The following is a 21636-nucleotide window of genomic DNA, read 5'->3' on the forward strand; positions in this document are numbered from 1 at the left end:
CGTAGTTGTTGTATGGGCTTTGAATTGCTTGAAAGGTTATTGGTGTGCCGCCGATAGCATCCCTGTGGATGTGACTGTCTGGGCTGCACAATAGGTTTCGTTGGCTATTGCAGCGGCGCTGCAGATTATCGCCGTTTCTATAGTCACGAAGAGGTACTGATGGGCTCCCTGCCAGGTTCAACCGCAAGGGCGAGCCGGACGTTGCGGCCGCCCGTTGTACCCCCGCTTCATTGGAAACACTTGAATGTCCTGGTCGTCGATGACCACTCTGCCTACCGTCTGCTGCTGGGCTGGCTTTTGCAGCAACTGGGGCTTGGGCACGAATCGGCCGCTGACGGCGACCGTGGGTTGCTGGCCTTTACCCGTCGGCCCTTCGACCTGGTGATCAGCGATTGTCGAATGCCCTTTCTGGATGGGTACGCAATGGCCCGGGCGATTCGCGCGCATGAGCGTGAGCATGGGTTACGGCGAGTGCCGATCATTGCCTTGACTGCCAACCTGCAGAGCGACAGCCCGCAGCGCTGTCGTGACGCCGGCATGGATGCCTGGTTGCTCAAGCCTGTGACACTTGAACAATTGCACGCCGTTCTGATGCGCTGGCTGCCCGGCGCAAATGCGCCGCAGGCCTGCCAGGCGCCGCCGGCGCCACGGGCGAACTGGCCCACCCGTGCCACCTTGGTCGCGACGTTTGGCAGCCACCAGGTTGTTGACCAGATGTTGCAAACCCTATTGGTCGAGGCATGGGAGGACCATGGGATCTTGCATCACGCCTGTGTCACTTTGAACGCCCCAGCCGTTGCCGAACGGCTCCACCGGTTGGTGGGCAGCCTGGTGTTTTTGGGCGGGACCGACCTTGAATCGACGGCGGTAGGGCTTATCGAGCAGGTCGTGGCTCATGGCGTCGTCTCTCGCAGGGCGGCGTTGGAGCGCTTCCAGGCTGAGTTGAGGGTTTATCTCGAGTATTTGGCGGGCATTTGAATCAAGATTTTGCAATAGGATTCAGTCATTGAGCTCTTGTGTTTTTTGTAGGTATTTTCCTATTGTTTTGTAGTCCGAAAACTTGTCACTACTGAACATTGAGCGTGGCTGCAAGCAGCTCTTTGTTAGTAGTTGTTGATAAGCGCCCGTGGGGGTATTTTGCGCGGATTCAAGTTGCCATCATTCGTGGGTATGTATGCTTCGAGTAATTATTGCTGACGATCATCCTATTGTGCGGGTCGGACAAAAAGTGGTGATCGAGGCGAATGGCAGATGCAAAGTGGTCGGCGAGGCCGATGGTCCCGATCAGTTGATCAATTTGTTAACTACAACGGCGTGCGACGTGCTCGTCACGGACTTCGCCATGCCCGGTGGCCAACAGGCCGACGGCTACGGTTTGTTGAGTTTCCTGAACCGCCAATATCCGGCTATGCCGGTGATTCTGGTAACCATGTTCGCCAATGTCGCCACCTTGCGCGCCTCGTTTGCCCAGGGGGCCAGGGCCGTAGTGGCCAAAAGCGCCTCGGCCAAAGAATTGCCGCTGGCAATCAAGGCGGTCTGCGCCGGCCAGACCTTCGCCAGCGAGTGCCTGCGGGTGCAGATGGTCGAGGCGGGCACCGGCAATCCATTGCAACAGCCGCAGTTGTCCGGCAAGGAGCGCGAAGTGGTGCGCATGCTGGCCAGCGGCATGACGGTCAGTGAGATTGCGGCGCGGGTCAATCGCAGTATTTCGACCATCAGCAAACAGAAAACCACGGCGATGAATCGGTTGTGCATTTCTACGGATGTGGATTTATTTGCCTATGCCCGTGACGCGGGCATGGTGCCTTAGTAGATGACAGTTTATGACGGTGTTTGAGCGGGCGCTGTAACCAAGTATTCGTATTAGTTGTATGGGAGCGCAGTAGGCGCAGTGCTCCAATGTGTCTTGAGCAATCTGCCGTTAATGGCGCTGATTCTCAACCTTAGTCTATTAATTGAGTCGAGCCCTCGGGGTGGCGACGTACTTTCGTTCGTCTGTTTATTCCCCCGGGTAACCGACCGTGAGTGAGCATTGAAATGCAACAGTCCCGTTTAATTATTGCTGCAGCGTTGTCGCTGGCCGGTATCTCCAGCGTATTTGCGGCGTCCAGTGTGGACCTGGTGGTCAAAGGCACCATTACACCCTCTGCCTGCACGCCGACGGTGTCGAGCAACGGCCTCGTTGACCATGGAAAACTGTCAATCAAGGACCTGACCTCCATCACGCAATTGCCGGATGCCACGTTACAGTTCGCTGTGGTTTGTGATGCGGCCACCTTGCTGGCGGTCAAGGGCACCGATAATCGATCTGGAACTGCCTGGTTCAACGGTTACGAAACCACTTCGCTGTTCGGTCTGGGATTGAGCGCCGATAATCAGAAATTGGGCGCGTACCGGCTGACGATGGAAAACACCACGGTCGATGGTGCCGCCGTTTCCCTTATTGAGTCTGTCGATGGTGAGACCTGGTTCCCAGCCGCTGATGTCTGGCAACCACGTTGGATGAGAGCGGTGAGTGGGTCGCAAGGCGCCGATCATTTACCGGTGGCGATTCAAAATCTGGCAACCGATGTGGTCATCAGCACTTTCGTCAGGAAACCGAAAATGACCATTGAAGAGATCCCTTTGGACGGGAGTGCAACCCTGGACATCGTCTACCTGTAAGCCCGGGGCGACGCCATATTCGTCATCAATGGTCATGGTCTTTACGGCCTGCGCGGATTATCGTGCAGCCCTGACCATCATCCTCCCGGAGCCTGCCCATGAGTGACGCCAATACCGCCCTGATCACCCGCTTCTACGAGGCGTTCCAACGCCTGGACGCCGAAGCCATGGCTGCCTGCTACGCCGACGACGTGGTGTTCAGCGACCCTGCCTTCGGTGAGCTGCGCGGGCGTGATGCCGGGGACATGTGGCGCATGCTCACCACCCGGGCCAAGGATTTCTCCCTGACGTTCGACCATGTGCGCAGCGATGAAACCACCGGCAGCGCCCATTGGGTGGCGACGTACCTGTTCAGCGCAACCGGCAATACGGTGGTCAACGATATCGGTGCGCGCTTCGTATTTCGCGATGGCAAGATCTGTGAGCATCACGACCACTTCGACCTGTGGCGTTGGTCGCGCCAGGCGTTGGGCCTCAAGGGCCTGTTGCTGGGCTGGTCGCCGGCGCTGAAAAACGCGGTACGGGCCCAGGCGCTCAAAGGCTTGAAGGCATTTCAGGCCGGGCGTTGATAAGATTGGCGCACTTCTGGTTTGCCGACATCGACTCGTGACTGATCCCTCTGAACCCAAGCCCTGGTTCGTCTACCTGGTGCGTGCCGCCAATGGCTCGTTGTATTGCGGCATCAGCAACGACCCTCAGCGTCGCTTTGCCTCTCACCAGCGTGGCAAGGGCGCGCGGTTCTTTTTGTCCAGCCCGGCGGTGGCACTGGTCTATACCGAGCAGTGTGCAAGCAAGGGCGATGCGCTGCGCCAGGAGCGCCTGATCAAGAAATTGAAGAAGAGTGCCAAGGAGTGCCTGGCGGCGAATGGCGTTGAGGGTGAAATTAACAAAAATAGTTGCAAACCCATGTGAGGTAAACCGGCGGCCCATCCGTGTAATGCTTGAAACTGCGATCTATTCGCATTAACAGCATTTTCCACACGGGTTCTCACAGCATGAAGTCGACGGCGGGCGGTTGGGTCAAACAGTGGCTGGGAGCCTCGGTATTTACGGTGTCTGGGGTGGTCTTGCTGCCCCTGGCGATGGCGCAGGCGCAGGAGCAACAAAGCGCCCAGTTCAAGTTTGCCCTGGCCGCCAAACCGCTGCCCCAGGCCCTGAGCGATTTCAGCCGGGTCACCGGCATCAGCGTGATCTATACCGATGAAGCGCCCTACGGCCTCAATGCCCCGGCAGTCAGCGGGCAAATGAGCGCGAGCCAGGCCCTGCAACGCCTGCTGGGCCAGTCAGGCTTCACCTTCCGCCAGATCGATACCCGCACCCTGGCCCTGGAGCCTGTGCCAACCGACGGCGCGGTCAATCTCGGCGCTACCACCATCAGCGGCGCCAACCTTGCCCAGGACAGCACCAGCTACCAGCCGCCGCCGACCAGCTCGGTGATGCGCTCCCACGGCCTGTTGTTGGAAACCCCGCAGACCGTCAATGTGGTCCCGGCCCAAGTCCTGCGCGACCAGCAACCGCGCAACCTGGATGATGCGCTGGGCAATATCAGCGGTATCACCCAGTCCAACACCCTCGGCAGCACCCAGGACGCGGTGATGCTGCGCGGTTTTGGCGACAACCGTAACGGCTCGATCATGAAGGACGGCATGCCGCTGGTGCAGGGCCGCGCCTTGAACGCGACGGCCGAGCGCGTCGAAGTGCTCAAGGGCCCGTCGTCGTTGCTGTATGGGATCCAGGATCCCGGCGGCGTGGTCAATATCGTCAGCAAAAAGCCCGAGCTGGTGCAGTCCACCGCCCTGACCGCGCGCGGCTCGACGTTCGGCAGCGGCAAGAACGGCAGCGGCGGCAGCCTGGACACTACCGGCCCCGTGGGCGACAGCGGCCTGGCCTATCGCCTGATCGTCGACCATGAAGATGAAGATTACTGGCGCAACTACGGGACCCACCGCGAGACGTTGGTGGCGCCGTCGCTGGCATGGTACGGCGACACCACTCAAGTGGTGTTGGCCTATGAGCATCGCGAATTTCTCTCTCCATTCGACCGTGGCACCGCCATCGATCCCAAAACCAACCATCCGCTGAACATCCCCGCCACCCGCCGCCTGGATGAGCCGTTCAACAACATGGAAGGCCGCTCCGATCTGTACCGCCTCAACGTCGATCATGATTTGAGCGATGACTGGAAAGCCCATTTTGGCTACAGCTGGAACCGCGAAACCTACGACGCCAGCCAGGTGCGCGTGGTCAAGGTCAACACCAACGGCACCCTGACCCGCAGCATGGACGGCACCCAGGGCGCGCTGACCACCGACCGCTTCGCCACCGCCAGCCTTGAAGGCAAGGTGAATGTGGCGGGTATGCAGCACGACCTGGTGTTCGGCCTGGATGATGAATACCGCAAAATCTACCGCGCCGACCTGGTTCGCCAGACGCCGCGTGGCGTTTTCAACTACAACGACCCGGTGTACGGCAACGAAGTGGCGGGCTCCAAAGTCAGCGCGCCGGACAGCAACCAGACCGATCTGCTGCGCAGCGACTCGTTGTTCTTCCAGGACGCCATTCACCTGAACGATCAGTGGATTCTGGTCGGCGGCGCGCGTTACCAGATGTACGACCAATACGCCGGCAAAGGCGTGCCGTTCACCGCCAACACCGATGGCAACGGCCAGAAATGGGTGCCGCGTGCCGGGCTGGTGTATCGCTACACCGATGAGCTGTCGTTCTATGGCAGTTATACCGAGTCGTTCAAACCCAACTCCACCATCGCGCCGCTGGCCAATAAAACCGTGCTGGATGGCAGCCTGGAGCCTGAAGAATCCAAGGCGTGGGAGCTGGGCACCAAGTTCGACCTGCCGGGGCGCATCACCGCGAGCGCGGCGTTGTTCACCATTGATAAACGTAATGTGCTGGTGCAGGTTGGCGACGGGTTGACCTCGGTCTACAGCGTGGCGGGCAAGGTGCGATCCCGTGGGCTGGAAGTGGATGCCAGCGGCCAGCTGACCGACAAGTGGAGCCTGATCGGCAGTTATGCCTACACCGATGCCGAGGTCACCGAAGACCCGAGCCTCAAAGGCAATCGCCTGCAGAACGTGGCGAAAAACACCGGCTCGCTGTCGGCGGTGTATGACTTCGGCAGCATCCTGGGCGGTGATCAACTGCGCGTCGGCGCCGGCGCGCGTTATGTCGGTGAGCGGGCAGGGGATGCGGCCAACAGTTTCGAACTGCCGAGTTATACCGTGGCTGATGTGTTCGCCAGTTATGACACCCGGCTTGAGGGGCAGAAGGTCAAGTTCCAGCTCAATGTGAAGAACCTGTTTGACCGCACCTATTACACCTCTTCGGTAAATACGCAGTTCGTGTCTATTGGCGATGCGCGGCAGGTATCGGTGTCCAGCACCCTCTCTTTCTGACCGGATCTGCTTTATGTGGGAGGGGGCTTGCCCTGATGCCAGTCAGTTAAATGAACGAAATGCTTAAAGCAGCGAAGATCAAATGTGGGAGGGGGCTTGCCCCCGATGACGGTGTGTCAGCCAACACTACTGTTGGTTGACACACCGCTATCGGGATCAAGCCCCCTCCCACATTGACACCTGAGCTGTTAGCGTTGCCGCCATTGGATGCCTACGGAAAACGCGACTGATGTATTTTGCAAAATGGATACACACCAGCACCCTGCTGGTTGGCTTGAGTTTTTTACTGGGCGGCTGCGCCAGCGTTTCGCAGACCTCCACGTCCGCGACTCTCGACATGCTGCTGGCCGACCCGGCGCTGCAAGGCGCCACCGTCTCGCTGACGGTGCGCGACGCCCGTACTGGCAGCACGCTCTACCAGCACAACCCACGCACACGGTTGGTGCCTGCATCTAACCTGAAACTGCTGACCACCGCCGCAGCGATGGATGTGCTGGGCCCGCAGTACCGCTTCGCCACGCAACTGTTGAGCAATGGCACCCGCCAGGGCGATCGCCTTACCGGCAATCTCTACCTGCGTGGCGTGGGGGATCCTGCTATTCAATACGCCGACTATCAGGCGCTGGCGGCGCAATTGGCCAGCCAGGGCGTGCGCCAGGTGCAGGGCGACCTGGTGTTCGATGACACCTGGTTCGATGCCGAGCGGCTGGGGGTCGATTGGTCCCATGACGATGAAACCACCTACTACGGCGCGCAGATTTCCGCGCTGACGGTGTCGCCCAATACGGATTTCGATGCCGGCAGCGTATTGGTCACCGCCAGGGCGCCGCTGCGGGTTGGCCAGCCTGTCAGCGTCGACATCTTTCCGCCTACCGACTACCTGCAACTGAGCAACCGCGCCGTCAGCGGGCCGGGCAACAGCTACGGGATAAACCGCCGGCATGGCACCAACCTGTTGCAGCTCAGCGGCGCGGTGGCACCGGGGCGGCAGAGCCAGCAACTGATCAGCGTCTGGGAGCCGACGCAACTGGTGGCCAATCTGTTTGAACACGCCTTGGCGCAACAAGGCATTACGGTGCAGGGGCGGCGAGTGATGGGCGGGGCGAGCCCTGCGGTGGTGACGCTGCTGGCCGAGCACCAATCGGCGCCGTTGCAGGAATTGATCACGCCACTGCTCAAACTCTCGAACAACACTATGTCCGAAGCCCTGCTCAAGGCCATGGGGCGCCAGACCGCCAACAGCGGCACGGCGGCGGCGGGTGCATTGGCGGTGGCCGGGTTCCTCAAGCGCCAGGGGCTGGACACCACCACGCTCAGTCAGGTCGACGGCTCGGGCCTGTCGCGACGTAACCTGGTTTCTTCGCAAACCTTTACCGACCTGTTGCTGGTCGCGGGCAAGCAGCCGTGGTTCGACGCCTGGTACAACGCGCTGCCGGTTGCCGGCAACACTGACCGCATGACCGGGGGCAGCCTGCGCTATCGCTTGCGCGGCACGCCGGCCGACAACAACCTGCATGCCAAGACCGGCTCCATGGCCGGCGTGTCATCACTGAGCGGTTACGTCACCGACGCCCAAGGGCGCAAGTTGGTGTTCTCGATGCTGACCAACAACTATGTGGTGGACGGCGCGCAGGTCAAAGCGCTGGAAGACCGCATGGCAGTGGCGCTGTCGCGCTGGGACGACTGATTCAGGATTGATAGCCCATGCGCCAACTCACGGCCCGGGTCGCCGCCAGCAACTGCTGCGCCGCCGGGCCGTCTTCATCGGCGTGGAACAGCGAGGTGGGGCCGACCACGGTCATCACCGCCGCCACGTGTCCGGTGGCGTTGAATACCGGCGCTGACAGCGCATCCACGCCGGGCATCAGCAAGCCATGCACAAAATGCAGGCCACGGCGGCGGATCTGTTCGCAAAGGGTGGCGTAGGCCGCATCGTCCGCCAGGGCGTGGGCGGTGCCGGCCTGGATCTCGCGGTCACGCAATTCCACGGTCTCCCGCGACGGCAGGTAGGCGCTGAACACCAGCCCGGTGGACGAACTCAAGAGCGGCAATACCGAGCCCAATTGCGTCACCACCGTGACGGCGCGCACCGCCGGCTCGATCTGCACCACGGTCGCCCCCTGGTTGCCCCACACCGCCAGAAAGCAGGTTTCATTCAATTGATCGCGCAGTTCCGCCAGCGGCAGTGCGCCGACCTTCAACACATCCATGCTGCCCAGCGCCGCCAGGCCCACGCGCAGCGCTTCGCGGCCCAGGCCGTAGTGGTTGGTGGCGGTGTTCTGTTCGGCAAAGCCCGACGCAATCAGCGCCTGCAAGTAACGGTGGACCTTGCTCGCCGGCATCTGCACATGGTCGGCCAGGCGCGACAGCGAGGTGGACGGCGACAGTTGTGCCAGGGCCTTGAGGATATCGGTGCCCACCTCGGCCGAGCGGACTTTCTGTTTACCGGTGTCGCGGGGCTTTTCCATGGGGGAGCGAGAATCCGAGAGAGAAGTGGGCGTCTTTATAGCTTGACGCTCCCCGGCGATCAAATTACGTTATGCGTAACTGGATTACGATAAAAACAACTGACCCAGAGGATGCTCCATGAACCTCGACTACCTGTCGGGCTTTGGCAACGAATTTGCCAGCGAAGCCTTGCCTGGCGCGCTGCCCGTTGGCCAGAACTCGCCGCAGAAAGCGCCCTACGGGCTGTACACCGAACTGTTCTCCGGCACCGCGTTCACCATGGCGCGCAGCGAAGCGCGGCGTACCTGGCTGTACCGCATCCAGCCATCGGCCAATCACCCGGCCTTCATCAAGCTGGAGCGGCAATTGGCTGGCGGGCCCTTGGGCGCTGTGACGCCGAACCGGTTGCGGTGGAACCCGTTGGAAATCCCAGGTGAGCCGACTGACTTTATCGACGGGCTCGTAGGGATGGTCGCCAATTCCGGGTCGGAAAAACCGTCAGGGATCAGCATCTACCACTACCGCGCCAATCGGTCTATGGAGCGGGTGTTGTTCAATGCCGACGGCGAACTGTTGGTCGTGCCCGAGCTGGGCCGTTTGCGTATCGCCACTGAACTGGGTGTACTGGACGTCGAGCCGTTGGAAATCGTGGTACTGCCACGCGGGCTCAAATTTCGCGTCGAACTGCTCGACGCCCAGGCACGCGGTTATGTCGCCGAAAACCATGGCGCACCGCTGCGCCTGCCGGACCTCGGCCCGATTGGCAGCAACGGCCTGGCCAACCCGCGCGACTTCCTGACGCCGGTCGCCCGCTACGAAGACCTCAAGCAACCGACCACCCTGGTGCAGAAATTTCTCGGCGAGCTGTGGGCCTGCGAGCTCGACCATTCGCCGCTCAACGTGGTCGCCTGGCACGGCAACAACGTGCCGTACAAATACGACCTGCGCCGCTTCAACACTCTTGGCACGGTGAGCTTCGATCACCCGGACCCCTCGATCTTCACCGTCCTGACTTCGCCCACCAGCGTGCATGGCCTGGCCAACCTCGACTTCGTGATCTTCCCGCCACGCTGGATGGTGGCCGAGAACACCTTCCGGCCGCCGTGGTTCCACCGCAACCTGATGAACGAATACATGGGCTTGATCCAGGGCGCCTACGATGCCAAGGCCGAGGGCTTCCTGCCCGGCGGCGCGTCCCTGCACAGTTGCATGAGCGCCCATGGCCCGGACGGCGAAACCTGCACCCGGGCGATCAATGCCGAGCTGGCACCGCACAAGATCGACAACACCATGGCGTTCATGTTCGAGACCAGCCAAGTGCTGCGGCCCACACAGTTCGCCTTGCAATGCCCGCAATTGCAGCCCTCTTACGACGCGTGCTGGGCCGCGCTGCCCGCCACCTTCAACCCGAATCGGAGATAACCCATGACTCAACCAACGCAGACCCGCAGCTGGGTGGCCTCGGCCAACGGTCACGCGGACTTCCCCCTGCAAAACCTGCCGCTGGGGGTGTTCAGCATCAAGGGTTCGGCGCCGCGCAGTGGCGTGGCGATTGGCGACGCGATCCTCGACCTGCACGCGGCGCTGGACGCATTTGACGGTGAAGCCCGGCGCGCAGTGCAAGCCACCGCGGGTGGCCAATTGAACGCCTTTTTCGAACTCGGTCGCGGCCCCCGCGTGGCGTTGCGCGAGCGCCTGCTGGAGCTGCTGGCCGAAGGCAGCCCCCTGCAAACCCGTGAGGCGCAGGTGTTGCACCGCGCCGCCGATTGCCAGATGCACCTGCCGGCCAGGATCAATGACTACACCGATTTTTACGTCGGTATTGAACACGCACAGAACGTCGGCAAACTGTTCCGTCCCGACAACCCGCTGTTGCCCAACTACAAGTACGTGCCGATTGGTTACCACGGCCGTGCCTCGACCATCCGCCCCTCAGGCACCGAGGTCCGTCGCCCTAAAGGCCAGACCTTGCCCGCCGGCCAGGCCGAGCCGACGTTCGGCCCCTGCGCACGCCTGGACTATGAGTTGGAACTGGGTATCTGGGTCGGCCCGGGCAATGCCATGGGCGACGCGATCGCCATTGGCGATGCGGCTGAACATATCGCCGGTTTCTGCCTGCTCAACGACTGGTCGGCGCGGGATATCCAGGCCTGGGAATACCAGCCGCTCGGGCCGTTCCTGTCCAAGAGTTTCATCACCAGTATCTCGCCATGGGTGGTCACGGCTGAAGCGCTGGAGCCCTTTCGCAAGGCGCAACCGGCGCGTCCCGAAGGCGATCCTCAGCCGTTGCCGTACCTGCTGGACGTTCGCGATCAGAAGGCCGGCGCCTTCGATATCGAGTTGGAAGTGCTGCTGACCACCGCTTCGATGCGTGAACAGAACCTGCCGGCCCATCGCCTGACCTTGAGTAACACCCAACATATGTACTGGACCGTGGCGCAACTGGTGGCGCACCACAGCGTCAACGGTTGCCAGTTGCAGGCCGGTGACCTGTTTGGTTCGGGTACCTTGTCCGGTCCGCAGCCGGGACAATTCGGCAGCCTGCTGGAGATCACCGAAGGCGGAAAGAAGCCGATTGAACTGGCGTCCGGCGAGGTGCGCAAATTCCTCGAAGACGGCGATGAAATCATCCTGCGTGCCCGCTGCAAGCGTGAAGGCTTCGCCTCCATCGGTTTCGGTGAGTGCCGTGGCACCGTGGTCGCCGCACGCTGAGAGGGCAGGGTCATGGAACTGTATACGTACTACCGCTCTACCGCGTCGTACCGAGTGCGCATCGCGCTGGCGCTCAAGGGCCTGGATTTCACCGCAGTGCCGGTCAACCTGCTGGTGCCGGCCGGCGGGGCCAATCGCCAGCCCGCGTACCTGGCGCTCAATCCGCAAGGGCGCGTGCCGGCCTTGCGCAGCGAAGAGGGGCACTTGTTGATTCAGTCCCAGGCGATCATCGAATACCTGGAAGAACGTTATCCACAGATACCGCTGCTCTCCAAGGACCTGACCGCCCGTGCCCATGAACGCGCAGTGGCGTCGATCATCGCCTGTGATATTCACCCGCTGCACAACTCCAGCACCCAGAACCTGCTGCGCCAGTGGGGCCACGATGAAGCGCAGTTGCTTGAGTGGATCGCCCATTGGATCAGCCAGGGCCTGGGCGCGGTGGAGCAGTTGATTGGCGACACAGGGTTTTGCTTCGGCGAGCAGCCGGGCATGGCGGACGCGTTTCTGATTCCCCAGCTGTATGCCGCCGAACGTTTCAAGGTGCCGTTGGGCGCGTACCCGCGCCTCGGCCGAGTGGCGGCGTTGGCGGCGCAGCATCCGGCCTTCGTGCAGGCCCACCCCGCCAACCAACCTGACACCCCATAGCGCTCAAAACTGCATAGATCCAAATGTGGGAGGGGGCTTGCCCCCGATTGCGGTGTATCAGCAATAAATTTGCAACTGACACACCGCTATCGGGGGCAAGCCCCCTCCCACATTTGATCGTGCCAACCTAATAAAAATAAAGGTCCCTTGCGATGCACAATCAGCTTGCCAGCTTTCGCGCGGCACTCGACGCCCGTCCGGTGTCGCGCTACCAGTGGTTGATTCTTCTGTTGCTGGCATTGCTGCTGGTCACCGACGGCTACGACGCCCAAGTGCTGGGCTACGTGGTGCCGGCCCTGGCCAAGGACTGGGGCCTGGAAAAAGCCGCGTTCGGGCCGGTGTTCAGTGCCAACCTGCTCGGCCTGACTCTGGGCTCGCTGCTGGTGACGCCGCTGGCGGACCGCTTCGGCGTGCGACGCATCCTGCTGGGCTGTGTGTTGATCTACGCCAGCCTCACCGTGCTGATGGTGTTTGCCAGTTCATTGACCACGTTGATGGCCGCACGCTTTATCTGCGGCATCGGCATGGGCGGCGCGATGCCCAGCGCCATGGCCCTGATGTCGGAATATTCGCCGCCACGCATGCGTACCTTCATGGTGACTCTGGCCGCCTGTGGCTTCTCATTCGGCGGCGCGGCGGGTGGTTTCGTGGCGGCCGGGTTCATCGACGGCTTTGGTTGGCAGGCGGTGTTTCTGGCGGGTGGTGTAACGCCGTTGCTGCTGTTTCCGTTCCTGCTGTGGTTGCTGCCCGAGTCCCTGCCTCGTTTGCTGCGCGATGCGCCGCCCTACCTGCGTTTGCGCAAAGTTACCGCGCGCATGTTGCCCGACTGGCAACCGCCGCCTGCCAGCGAAGCCGAAAATCGCCAGGAGCAGGGCAGCCAACTGACGGTGCTGGAGCTGTTTCGCAATGGCTACGCACGCCCGACGTTGCTGATCTGGGCGACCTTCTTCGTCAGCCTGATCCTGCTGTACTTCATGATCAGTTGGTTGCCTTCGCTGTTGCTCGAAAGCGGGCTGGCGCTCAACCAGGCCAATCTGGTGACTTCAATGTTCCTGTTCGCCGGCACCTTGGGCGCCATCCTCATGGCCTGGTTTGCCGACCGTCTGAAAAGCAAGGTGCGACTATTGTCCGGCGTGTTGGCGGCGGCTGCGTTGTGCACCCTCCTGCTGGGTTTGAACCACGACAATCCACGTTACCTCGTGGCCTGTGTGTTCGCCGCCGGGTTCTGCATCATCGGCGGGCAACTGACCCTCAATGCGTTCGCCAGCAATTTCTACCCGGCGCACGTGCGCGCCACCGGCACAGGCTGGGCGCTGGGGGTAGGGCGCTTCGGATCGATCCTGGGACCGTTGTTCGGCAGCCTGTTGCTGGCGATGCATATCCCGGTGCAGCAGATCTTCTTTTTCTGCGCGATTCCAGCAGTGATTGCCGCGTTGCTGATTATCCAGGTACGTTCGCCGGGACGCACTGCACCGAACACGCCATTGCCTGGCGATAGTCTCAATCGCTCACTGTAGGAGCGAGCTTGCTCGCGAAAAACGTTAACGATAACGCGGGCATCCTGGTTAAACGGGTGTCCTGGATTTTTTCGCGAGCAAGCTCGCTCCTACCGTTGGGAGTTGGGTCAATGCACCACTGAATTGGGCGGCAGATGGCCGAGTCGCTCGGTCAGGCGCAGACGCTGGATCGGGTCTTCGCTGAGCATCAACGCGTGTTCCAGATCAAAGCGCTCGGCGCTCGGGCAGTCCAGGCGTTGATACAGGCTGGCGCGTGCCAGGTAATCGGCGGCGCTGGCATTGCCCAGTTCCAGCACGCGCTCGGCATCCACCAGGGCGGCCAGCGGTTCGTCGTTGGCCAGGTAAAGTTGGCGCAAGTTACGTGACAGCCGCTGCAGGATCGAGCGTGGCTCGGCCGTTTGCAGGTGCTCGGCCTGCAACTTGAGGTTCGGCCCGTATTGGCGATGCAGCAGTTCGCGACAGTCGTTGGGATACAGGCGTCGGCCACCACACGGGTCCAGCAGGTGATCGGCACCGGGCACGCGCAACAGGAAGTGGCCGGGGAAATTGACGCCCACCATGGGGATATCCAGGCGCCGGGCCAGCTCCAGGGCGATCAGGCCCATGGCCAGGGGTTGCCCGCGCTTGCGCTGCAACACCTTATCCAGCAAGGCGGCGGCGGGGCGCAAAGGGGTGAAATCATCCTGGGCAAACCCCAGCTCATTCATGCGCCGCAGCAACGGTTGACCCAGCTCATCGGCCGGCAGCAGCGGCATGCCCAGGCTGACTTGCTGTTGCAACAGGCCGAATGCCTGCAGGATCAGCAACGGCTGCACGGCGGCGTCGTGTTCGGCAGCAACCCATAGCGCGGCTTCGAACAGCGCAGGGGGTGAACGCTCCAGGCAGGCGAAAAAAGCGGTGCGGGGATTCATTGCATTCTCCGGCGGATGCTCTCGTTTTAGCCTTGCTGTGAATTTTCGTCCAGCACCTTGAGAAATATCCCACTCGCTTATGTCGCAAAGCTCGCGAGATCTGGCGGCTTATTCCAGTGCAATCCAGCACTTTTCCGCCGCAAGCCTATACTTCGTCCACCATCAGAAGTGATTCGGGAGCACGACGATGTTTGCGCTCATGCACAGCACCCGCCTGGAATCGCTGCACCTGAGCGTCGACCCGGTGACCGGGCTGAAGGCGGTCATTGCCATCCATAACAGCCGCCTGGGCCCTGCCTTGGGCGGCTGCCGCTACCTGGCTTATCCCGACGATGAAACAGCCATCGCCGACGCCGCACGCCTGGCCCAAGGCATGAGCTACAAAGCCGCCCTGGCCGGCCTGCCGGTAGGCGGCGGCACGGCGGTGATCCTGCGGCCTGCCCATGTGGAGAGTCGTGCGGCGCTGTTTGAAGCCTTTGGTCGCTGTGTCGAGCAGCTCGGCGGTCGCTACATCACCGCCATCGACAGCGGCACCTCGGTCGCCGACATGGATTGCATCGCCCAACACACTCGCTTCGTCACCAGCACCAGCGCTGCCGGCGACCCCGCGCCCCATGCCGCCATGGGGGTGTTTACCGGCATTCGCACCACCGCCATGGCCCGCCTGGGCAGCGACAACCTCGAAGGCCTGCGCGTGGCGGTGCAGGGCCTGGGCAATGTCGGTTACGCCCTGGCCGAACAGCTGCATGCGGCGGGCGCCGAACTGCTGGTCAGCGACATCGACCACGGCAAGGTGCAACTGGCCATGGAGCAACTGGGCGCGCATCCCATCGCCAACGACGCTTTGCTCAGCACCCCCTGCGACATCCTCGCCCCGTGCGGCCTGGGTGCGGTGCTCAATCGCCAGAGCGTCGGCCAACTGCGCTGTGCCGCCGTGGCCGGTTCCGCCAGCGCGCAGTTGACCAGCCTGGACATCGCCGATCAACTGGAAGGCCGCGGCATCCTCTACGCGCCCGACTACGTGATCAATTCCGGTGGCCTGATCTACGTCGCACTCAAACACAGCGGCGCCGAGTTGCCGAGCATCACCGCGCACCTATCCAACATCGGCAGGCGCCTCACTGAAATCTATGCCCACGCCCAGGCTGAAAAGCGCTCCCCCGCTCGAGTGGCCGATGAATTGGCCGAACGCCTGCTGTATCCGCAGGCCAGGGATTAACCCGGCTCGCCTGCCTAAAAAACATGATTTTGAGCATTAGTTAAAACTCAACAATAAAAAACGTAAAAAAGAAGAAGCACGTACTTCTCTGTTTTGTCGCGCTTGCATCAGTACAACTTTTGTTACATGTATGAAACAAACAGTAATGATAGTTTTGAAGCAAAAAAAATATTCTGTGCTTTGCGTAATTTGTAATAATTTGAAATATATGCCGGTTGGACAATAAAGTCGCCGGCCATTAACTTCGCTGCGACTTCGGAATGACGGAAAGTCCTGTAAGAGATTTCTGAAAAATTTGTATGATCTCTGAAACGAAAATTATTTGATCGAAGTGAAAATAGAGCTGCCCATCCAAGTAATGCGGCAGCGGGTCTTGCGCTACTGGATAGTGTGAGCAAACGTTTTGGCCTGGTGGGACTCTTGACTGGCTTATTGTTTGTTAACGTCGAACTTTGATAAGGAATATCAGATATGACGAACGCTTCAATTCATGGTGTCCTTCCGGTCGCCATCCTTCCGTACAACAGCGATCTTTCTCTGGATACTTCAGCCCTGCGGCTCCAGATCGAACACATTCTGCACACGGGGTGTGACGGTGTGGTAATCGGGCAAATCTCGGAAGTATCACGGTTGACCACTACCGAGCGTTTTCGCGTCGCTGAATTGATCGCCGAGCAAACGGGCGATAAAGGCGTGGCGATCATGAGCACGGGCGGCGAAAGCATCGCCCAGGCCATTGAGTATTCGCGGCAGGCCGAGCAGGCAGGTTGTGACGCATTGCTGGTGATGCACCCGTCGATGTGGGCACTTGACGATGAACAGATGTATGTCTACTTCGCCAATGTGATCGAGAGCGTCAGCGTTCCGGTGCTGGTGCACCACGCCAAATCCCTTGCCAAGCGTCCAATGTCGATTGATGTGCAGGCGCGTCTGCTCAAGACGTTCGGGGCGCAGAAAGTGCAGTTCAAACCGGAGTCGGCACCTACCGCGCCCAAAGTATCGCTGTTGCGCGATGCCACCGGTGGCGAGGCCAGGATCTTCGAAGGCGATGGCGGCATGATGTTGGTCGATACTTATAAGCGTGGGTTGGCAGGCGTTATTCCGGCGACCGAAATCGCCGAAATTACCGTGGCATTATGGCGCGCGCTGCAAACTGGCGATGAAAAACTCGCCAGGGCTATTGGTTATCCGTTGTCTTATTTAATGTGCCATATGATGGCGAGTATCGATTGTTACTTGCAGTTGTCAAAGCACTTGCTCAAGCGGCGTCGTTTAATGAGCAATACATTAATTCGTCCGCCGGTTGATTTCACCATGGACCCGGAAACACTTTGCGAAGTTGAAAAGGTCTATGATCAACTTCTTGAATTCGTGACCCAGTAATAAGGAAGTTACACATGAAGCGTTTTGGTTTTTCAATCGAGTTGACCAGTGCCGAAGCAGTAACCTTGTATAAGACGTTACACCGCGACGTGCCGCAACAAATTGCCGGTGAGCACGGCGTGCTCAAGGAAATCGGCTTGCAGCGCATGTCGATTTATCTTTTGCCGCCCCGCACGCTGTTCATGCAGGTAGAGGCGAACGATGAGTTTGATGCGCTGCGTGACTTCAGCCGTGCCTTGTCTTTCCATCCGGCAGTGCAGGCGTGGGACGACCAGATGCATGGTGATAATCCGTTGCTCAAACGCATTGCCGGCAATCAGACAGAATTGAACTGGTGGCGCCTGGAGCAGGTGTACGACTGGAGCGTCGATACGGCAGGCCAGCAAAAATGACCGATCGAAAACAGTCATTCGCGTTACTGGATTGCACCTTGCGCGATGGTGGGTTCCAGACCGATTGGCGGTTTTCCGATGCCATGGCTCGGCAGTACTTCGGTACTTGCCTCGCCACTGGCGTGGACATCGTCGAATTGGGTTACCTGAATCTCGATACGTTCTCGCATAGCGCTGATTACGGGTCTTATAAGGCATTGCCCGAGTCACTGACGGAGCAGCAGTGCCTGCTGATTGATCCGCATCAGGTCAAAGTGGCCGTCATGATCGACGCGGGGCCGGCGCTGGAGCAATCACCCCAGGCAATGGCCGACGTGATACTCGCCTCGGTTCGCCGCGCGCCATTTCGTATCGATATCCTGCGCATTGCGGCCAAGAGCAGCCAGTTCGATGATTGCGTGAGATTGGCGCGGGCTTTGGAGGGCAATGAGCTGACAGTGATCCTCAACCTGATGCAGGTCGCCGAGCTGTCGAACGATCAGTTGGCCGGTAGTCTGAACGGCCTGGACCAGGAGCCGATCACTGCCCTTTATTTTGCCGACAGTTTCGGCCGCATGTTGCCGGGGCAGGTGCACCAATTGTTCCGCAACGCTGCAGAGTTGACGGACTTGCCGCTTGGCTTTCATGCCCATGACAACTACGGCCTGGCCGTCGCCAATACCCACGCTGCGATCCAGGCCGGGGCCCGATACGTCGATGGTACCTTTGCCGGAATCGGCCGTGGCGCGGGTAATGCGGCGACGGAAAGCTTGGCATTGCTCAAGCCTCAACAGCCGATGGCGCATTGCGAAAACTTCCTGGCCGAACATATCGAGCCGTTGCGGCAAGTAGCGAACTGGGGGTACTCGCCGACCTACCGTTGCCAGGCCCGGCATAACATCCACCCCACCTATGCACAGAGACTGTTCGAAGGTGCTCCGTTAAGTGGTGCGCAGCGCATCGACATCGTCGGCAGAATCGCCGGGCACGCCGGATCGCACAAGTTTGATGTGAACATTCTCAACCAGTACAGGTAAGTGCGGAGTACGCGTATGACCAGGGTCACGCTTGGCGATAGGTTAGTGGGTAAGCGGTTGGTATTTTTCGATTGCGACGGCGTGTTGCTCGACTCCAATGGCGTGAAGCTGGCGGCGGTCGATTACGCACTGGCGCATTACTCGCAGAAGCTGCGCGATCGCTGCAAGGAAAGTTTCAGACTTAACTTCGGACGACCCAGACTCTGGCATTTTGAGGTCTTCCAGCAACTGATTGCGCCCGTCGGCCCCGATGCCGAGCATTTCCTGGCGACGTGCATCTCACGTTATGAAGATTATCTGCGCACCCATTACAGCGCTGCACCCTTGGTGGCCGGGGCGCAGCAGTTGCTGGCGCAACTGGCAGAGGGCAACGTGCTATGTGCAGTGGTGAGCGGTGGCAAGGAGGAGGAAATTATCCAGGCGTTGAGGGTGAGCGGTATCGATCGCTACATGGTACGAGTGATCGGCTCACCCACCTCCAAGACTGCTGCCATTCGTGCTCTGCTCGATCAATATGGGTGTGATGCTTCGCAGGCGCTCTTTCTGGGGGATGCCATTGCCGATGCCGAGGCTGCGATTACCTGCAAGGTGCCGTTTATCTTTGTCAGCGGCCATGCACTGGTCGGGCGTTCAGCCTTGAGCGCCAACTGGCCCGCCGATTACCGGGCGGGAGAGGTGCCTGATTTGCAACCGGATAATCCTGTTTCACAGTTCAACGCACGCTGTTCGAGGGTCAAGGAGGACTTTTTACAATGAAAGCAAGAGCGCCACTCACCATTGCCATCACCGGCGTAAGCCGTGGCTTGGGCAAAGCCCTGGGCCATGCGCTGGCCGCACGCGGCCACCAGGTTCATGGCTGCCAGCTTGCAGTTGACGCGCCTGTCGGCGCGGTGCAAGGCAATCCTGCGCTGTACTGCGCCTCGGTCACCGAGCCTCAGGACATGCAGCAATTCGCAGAGGCCGTGTTGCGCGACGGTCCGGTTGACATCGTGGTGTGCAACGCCGGGGTGATCAGCGAACGTAAGCCGGCGTGGGAGATTGACCTGCAGGACTGGGCGCGAGTGATGGAGGTGAACGTGCTGGGGGTCGTCAATACCCTGCATGCTTTTTTGCCATCGATGCTCGACCGTCGCCAGGGCCTGTTCATCGCGATCAGTTCCGGTTGGGGGCGCTCGGCTTCGTGGGGACTGGGGCCTTACTGTGCCAGCAAATTCGCCATCGAGGGGCTGATTGGCTCGCTTAACGCTGACTTGCCGGCGCAGGTGAATGCTGTCGCGCTTGATCCGGGCAATGGTGTGAATACCCAAATGCTCTCCATCTGCCTGCCGGACGAGCATCACCAGTACATCGCTGCCGATATCTGGGCCGAACACGCCGCCGACTACATCGTTGATCATCTCTATCAGGAGAAGGTCTCGGGTAGCCAGACGGTTCCCCATCCGGGCTTATAACGAACCTTGCGACAGGAACGCATACCATGCTGAAAAATAAACGTGTTGTCGTCACCGGTGGTGGTCGTGATTTCGGCCAGGCGGTGTCGGTGTGGCTGGCCCGGGAAGGGGCTCATGTCGACTTGTGCGCGCGCCAGATGTCCAGTGCGCAGGCCACGTGTGAGCTTATTCGAGCCGAAGGGGGATCTGCGCGTGCCTACGCGTGCGACATCGCCGACCCTGCATCGGTGCGCGCCTTCGCTGCGCAAATCCTGCAGGATGAGCGGGCGGTGGACGTTCTGGTGCTGAGCGCGGCGCAGTGGCTTGAGGGGCTATTGGGAGAAGACGACAGTGACGACGACATCGCCGGCACCATCAACTCCGGTCTGACAGGCTCGATCATCCTGACGCGTGCGCTGTTGCCCGGGCTGCGTCGCTCGGCGGCGGCCGATATCATGGCGATGGTCTCGGTGTGCGGCGTGCCGCAGTTTACCGACTCTATCGCCCATCCAGCCTTTTTCGCCGCCAAACACGGTATGAGTGGCTTTTGCCAGAACATGGCTCATCACCTGGCCAAGGAGCACATTCGGGTCACCGGTTTTTACCCGCCCGATTTCGAAGTGACCGGCCTGGATGAGGCGGTTGATCCTGCCAGCCCATTGCTCAACGGTCGTTCCATCTGGGAGACCATGCGCTTCGTGCTGACGCAACCGCGCAACTGCCACATCGATGCGGTGCACTTCCGGGGCCCGACTCGCGAGACGCTGCAATGATGAACAACACCACTGCACGGTGCCCGGCACCGGTCAGTTATCGGCTCTCCAGCGATGACCTGGAGCTGCGTCAGGTCATGCCGCTGAACATCGCCGATGGGTTTTTCACCGCAGGCTGCGATCCGGCAGTGTTCTTTGACAAGTGCGCGCAACACCAGGCGGTTCGCAGGCTCGCCCCTGACTTGGCGTTTGACGGTCGGCAAGTAGCATCGTTGGACCGGTTGCCGCTTGATGATGGTCGTGCCTGGGTCGTGCGCCCGGCGCTGTCGCCGAGTTCGCGCGGTTCAGCCGTGCTGCTGGGGGGGCAGTGGGCCACTGCGTTCCAGGTCGCCGCCTTGCTGGATGATTCACCGGGGCCGTTTCAGATCCATGTCCATGAACCGGGTTATCCCGTGTTCATCAATGGGGTACTCGACGCGGGTGAGTTCCACGTCACTGACGCCTGGCGCTGTCATACCCTGGATCTGGAAGGGCGCAGGCTCCTCACTGCCGTCAACAGCCTGCCTCCCGCCGTGCTGCCGGCGCGGCTGGTGCCGCAGCTTGCCGCGCTGGCTAACGGGCTCGGCATGCTGCACGGCCCGTTGCACGCTGAGGTGGTGATCACATCAACCGGTGCGCGACTGGTGAAGCTGTCGCCGCGACTGGCCAGCACGCCGTTGCCGCAGCTTTGCCGGGTGGGCGGGTGGCCAGCCCAGGAGGATTGCTGGAAACAGTGGCCGCAGGCACTCGGGCAAGGCCCGACGCAAGGTGCAGCGGTGGCGGATTACTCTTTTGTGATTACGCGGGCCGGGCGGGTCAAGGCCTTTCGCTTTGACCGTGAAGTGCGCAGCCTGGAGAGCTTCAGCCACTATTTCGTGGCGCCGTCGCTTGGCCAGGCGGTAGCAATGACCACTGACGGCACCACCTACGGATGTACGGTTTTCTTACGCAATCATTGCCTTGAAAAGTTGACCGAGGAGATCGCCATGCTCCAGTCGCTCAACCTTACCGACGCCTTCGAGATCGATTAACCCGTCGCCGCTGCGCAGCACCCCAATAGAAATGCCCAGGGAGGTCATCACACGATCAACCTCCTGCGGCTGCGCTCAGCCTGAAATTCTGTAGACAGGGAGT

Annotated in this window: 21 protein-coding genes; 19 read left to right on the plus strand and 2 right to left on the minus strand. The window is 60.6% G+C overall.

Annotated features, from left to right (window positions below; all coding sequences use genetic code 11):
- Window positions 1-159: 159 nt before the first annotated feature.
- The 7 genes from TU82_RS18295 to dacB all read left to right on the plus strand — a co-directional run bounded on the left by TU82_RS18295 (window position 160) and on the right by dacB (window position 7761).
- Window positions 160-978: a response regulator gene (locus TU82_RS18295; protein WP_057724677.1), complete on the plus strand. Its 819-nt coding sequence runs from the start codon at window positions 160-162 to the stop codon at window positions 976-978.
- A 196-nt stretch (window positions 979-1174) separates the two neighbouring features.
- Window positions 1175-1810 carry a response regulator gene (locus TU82_RS18300; protein ID WP_057724678.1) on the plus strand — a complete coding sequence of 212 codons (636 nt, stop codon included), beginning with the start codon at window positions 1175-1177 and terminating at the stop codon, window positions 1808-1810.
- Between the two features lie 227 nt (window positions 1811-2037).
- Window positions 2038-2664, plus strand: coding sequence for a DUF1120 domain-containing protein (locus tag TU82_RS18305; protein ID WP_057724679.1), 627 nt, complete (start codon window positions 2038-2040; stop codon window positions 2662-2664).
- A gap of 98 nt (window positions 2665-2762) precedes the next feature.
- Window positions 2763-3233: a nuclear transport factor 2 family protein gene (locus TU82_RS18310; protein ID WP_057724680.1), complete on the plus strand. Its 471-nt coding sequence runs from the start codon at window positions 2763-2765 to the stop codon at window positions 3231-3233.
- 37 nt (window positions 3234-3270) lie between these two features.
- Window positions 3271-3576: a GIY-YIG nuclease family protein gene (locus tag TU82_RS18315; protein WP_057724681.1), complete on the plus strand. Its 306-nt coding sequence runs from the start codon at window positions 3271-3273 to the stop codon at window positions 3574-3576.
- Window positions 3577-3659: 83 nt separating this feature from the next.
- Complete coding sequence (locus TU82_RS18320) at window positions 3660-6074, plus strand: TonB-dependent siderophore receptor (protein ID WP_057724682.1); 2415 nt, start codon at window positions 3660-3662, stop codon at window positions 6072-6074.
- 229 nt (window positions 6075-6303) lie between these two features.
- Window positions 6304-7761, plus strand: a complete 1458-nt coding sequence (gene dacB / locus TU82_RS18325) for a D-alanyl-D-alanine carboxypeptidase/D-alanyl-D-alanine endopeptidase (RefSeq protein ID WP_057724683.1) — start codon at window positions 6304-6306, stop codon at window positions 7759-7761.
- A 1-nt stretch (window position 7762) separates the two neighbouring features.
- Here the strand turns inward: dacB and TU82_RS18330 are convergent, their stop codons facing one another.
- Complete coding sequence (locus TU82_RS18330) at window positions 7763-8542, minus strand: IclR family transcriptional regulator (RefSeq protein ID WP_057724684.1); 780 nt, start codon at window positions 8540-8542, stop codon at window positions 7763-7765.
- A gap of 118 nt (window positions 8543-8660) precedes the next feature.
- Here TU82_RS18330 and hmgA point away from each other — a divergent pair, with 118 nt between their 5' ends.
- The 4 genes from hmgA to TU82_RS18350 all read left to right on the plus strand — a co-directional run bounded on the left by hmgA (window position 8661) and on the right by TU82_RS18350 (window position 13399).
- Window positions 8661-9944, plus strand: a complete 1284-nt coding sequence (gene hmgA / locus TU82_RS18335) for a homogentisate 1,2-dioxygenase (protein ID WP_057724685.1) — start codon at window positions 8661-8663, stop codon at window positions 9942-9944.
- 3 nt (window positions 9945-9947) lie between these two features.
- Window positions 9948-11234: a fumarylacetoacetase gene (gene fahA, locus TU82_RS18340; RefSeq protein WP_057724686.1), complete on the plus strand. Its 1287-nt coding sequence runs from the start codon at window positions 9948-9950 to the stop codon at window positions 11232-11234.
- A gap of 12 nt (window positions 11235-11246) precedes the next feature.
- A complete protein-coding gene (gene maiA, locus TU82_RS18345; RefSeq protein ID WP_057724687.1) occupies window positions 11247-11882 on the plus strand; it encodes a maleylacetoacetate isomerase in 636 nt (211 codons plus the stop codon).
- A 152-nt stretch (window positions 11883-12034) separates the two neighbouring features.
- Complete coding sequence (locus TU82_RS18350; RefSeq protein ID WP_057724688.1) at window positions 12035-13399, plus strand: MFS transporter; 1365 nt, start codon at window positions 12035-12037, stop codon at window positions 13397-13399.
- Window positions 13400-13506: 107 nt separating this feature from the next.
- Here TU82_RS18350 and TU82_RS18355 read toward each other — a convergent pair whose 3' ends face one another.
- Window positions 13507-14310 (minus strand): SirB1 family protein, encoded by an 804-nt coding sequence (locus TU82_RS18355; protein ID WP_057724689.1) that lies wholly within the window; start codon window positions 14308-14310, stop codon window positions 13507-13509.
- Between the two features lie 187 nt (window positions 14311-14497).
- Here TU82_RS18355 and TU82_RS18360 point away from each other — a divergent pair, with 187 nt between their 5' ends.
- From TU82_RS18360 to TU82_RS18395, 8 genes are all read left to right on the plus strand, one after another.
- Window positions 14498-15529, plus strand: a complete 1032-nt coding sequence (locus tag TU82_RS18360; RefSeq protein ID WP_057724690.1) for a Leu/Phe/Val dehydrogenase — start codon at window positions 14498-14500, stop codon at window positions 15527-15529.
- A 471-nt stretch (window positions 15530-16000) separates the two neighbouring features.
- Window positions 16001-16912: a dihydrodipicolinate synthase family protein gene (locus tag TU82_RS18365; protein ID WP_057724691.1), complete on the plus strand. Its 912-nt coding sequence runs from the start codon at window positions 16001-16003 to the stop codon at window positions 16910-16912.
- Between the two features lie 14 nt (window positions 16913-16926).
- The gene (locus TU82_RS18370) at window positions 16927-17304 is read left to right on the plus strand and encodes an L-rhamnose mutarotase (protein ID WP_057724692.1); all 378 of its coding nucleotides are present in this window, start codon (window positions 16927-16929) and stop codon (window positions 17302-17304) included.
- Window positions 17301-18320, plus strand: coding sequence for a beta/alpha barrel domain-containing protein (locus tag TU82_RS18375; RefSeq protein WP_057724693.1), 1020 nt, complete (start codon window positions 17301-17303; stop codon window positions 18318-18320). Before TU82_RS18370 ends, TU82_RS18375 begins: the two co-directional genes overlap by 4 nt.
- 15 nt (window positions 18321-18335) lie before the next feature.
- Window positions 18336-19076 carry an HAD family hydrolase gene (locus tag TU82_RS18380; protein ID WP_072024074.1) on the plus strand — a complete coding sequence of 247 codons (741 nt, stop codon included), beginning with the start codon at window positions 18336-18338 and terminating at the stop codon, window positions 19074-19076.
- Window positions 19073-19771 carry an SDR family oxidoreductase gene (locus tag TU82_RS18385; RefSeq protein ID WP_057724695.1) on the plus strand — a complete coding sequence of 233 codons (699 nt, stop codon included), beginning with the start codon at window positions 19073-19075 and terminating at the stop codon, window positions 19769-19771. Before TU82_RS18380 ends, TU82_RS18385 begins: the two co-directional genes overlap by 4 nt.
- Before the next feature lie 26 nt (window positions 19772-19797).
- On the plus strand, window positions 19798-20523 hold the full coding sequence (locus tag TU82_RS18390; RefSeq protein ID WP_057724696.1) for an SDR family oxidoreductase: 726 nt from the start codon (window positions 19798-19800) through the stop codon (window positions 20521-20523).
- Window positions 20520-21533 carry a hypothetical protein gene (locus TU82_RS18395; protein WP_057724697.1) on the plus strand — a complete coding sequence of 338 codons (1014 nt, stop codon included), beginning with the start codon at window positions 20520-20522 and terminating at the stop codon, window positions 21531-21533. Before TU82_RS18390 ends, TU82_RS18395 begins: the two co-directional genes overlap by 4 nt.
- The last annotated feature ends 103 nt before the right edge of the window (window positions 21534-21636 follow it).

Source organism: Pseudomonas orientalis (genome assembly GCF_001439815.1).
Classification (GTDB): Bacteria; Pseudomonadota; Gammaproteobacteria; order Pseudomonadales; family Pseudomonadaceae; genus Aquipseudomonas; species Aquipseudomonas orientalis.

Excerpts from the sequence above, each read along its gene's own strand:
- TU82_RS18295 (WP_057724677.1), top strand. The coding sequence starts at position 160 with ATGGGCTCCCTGCCAGGTTCAACCGCAAGGGCGAGCCGGACGTTGCGG.
- TU82_RS18390 (WP_057724696.1), top strand. The coding sequence starts at position 19,798 with ATGCTGAAAAATAAACGTGTTGTCGTCACCGGTGGTGGTCGTGATTTC.
- TU82_RS18375 (WP_057724693.1), top strand. The coding sequence starts at position 17,301 with ATGACCGATCGAAAACAGTCATTCGCGTTACTGGATTGCACCTTGCGC.
- TU82_RS18395 (WP_057724697.1), top strand. The coding sequence starts at position 20,520 with ATGATGAACAACACCACTGCACGGTGCCCGGCACCGGTCAGTTATCGG.
- fahA (WP_057724686.1), top strand. The coding sequence starts at position 9,948 with ATGACTCAACCAACGCAGACCCGCAGCTGGGTGGCCTCGGCCAACGGT.
- dacB (WP_057724683.1), top strand. The coding sequence starts at position 6,304 with ATGTATTTTGCAAAATGGATACACACCAGCACCCTGCTGGTTGGCTTG.
- TU82_RS18355 (WP_057724689.1), bottom strand. The coding sequence starts at position 14,310 with ATGAATCCCCGCACCGCTTTTTTCGCCTGCCTGGAGCGTTCACCCCCT.
- TU82_RS18385 (WP_057724695.1), top strand. The coding sequence starts at position 19,073 with ATGAAAGCAAGAGCGCCACTCACCATTGCCATCACCGGCGTAAGCCGT.
- TU82_RS18350 (WP_057724688.1), top strand. The coding sequence starts at position 12,035 with ATGCACAATCAGCTTGCCAGCTTTCGCGCGGCACTCGACGCCCGTCCG.
- TU82_RS18330 (WP_057724684.1), bottom strand. The coding sequence starts at position 8,542 with ATGGAAAAGCCCCGCGACACCGGTAAACAGAAAGTCCGCTCGGCCGAG.
- TU82_RS18380 (WP_072024074.1), top strand. The coding sequence starts at position 18,336 with ATGACCAGGGTCACGCTTGGCGATAGGTTAGTGGGTAAGCGGTTGGTA.
- TU82_RS18360 (WP_057724690.1), top strand. The coding sequence starts at position 14,498 with ATGTTTGCGCTCATGCACAGCACCCGCCTGGAATCGCTGCACCTGAGC.
- TU82_RS18370 (WP_057724692.1), top strand. The coding sequence starts at position 16,927 with ATGAAGCGTTTTGGTTTTTCAATCGAGTTGACCAGTGCCGAAGCAGTA.
- TU82_RS18310 (WP_057724680.1), top strand. The coding sequence starts at position 2,763 with ATGAGTGACGCCAATACCGCCCTGATCACCCGCTTCTACGAGGCGTTC.
- TU82_RS18320 (WP_057724682.1), top strand. The coding sequence starts at position 3,660 with ATGAAGTCGACGGCGGGCGGTTGGGTCAAACAGTGGCTGGGAGCCTCG.
- hmgA (WP_057724685.1), top strand. The coding sequence starts at position 8,661 with ATGAACCTCGACTACCTGTCGGGCTTTGGCAACGAATTTGCCAGCGAA.
- TU82_RS18365 (WP_057724691.1), top strand. The coding sequence starts at position 16,001 with ATGACGAACGCTTCAATTCATGGTGTCCTTCCGGTCGCCATCCTTCCG.
- maiA (WP_057724687.1), top strand. The coding sequence starts at position 11,247 with ATGGAACTGTATACGTACTACCGCTCTACCGCGTCGTACCGAGTGCGC.
- TU82_RS18300 (WP_057724678.1), top strand. The coding sequence starts at position 1,175 with ATGCTTCGAGTAATTATTGCTGACGATCATCCTATTGTGCGGGTCGGA.
- TU82_RS18305 (WP_057724679.1), top strand. The coding sequence starts at position 2,038 with ATGCAACAGTCCCGTTTAATTATTGCTGCAGCGTTGTCGCTGGCCGGT.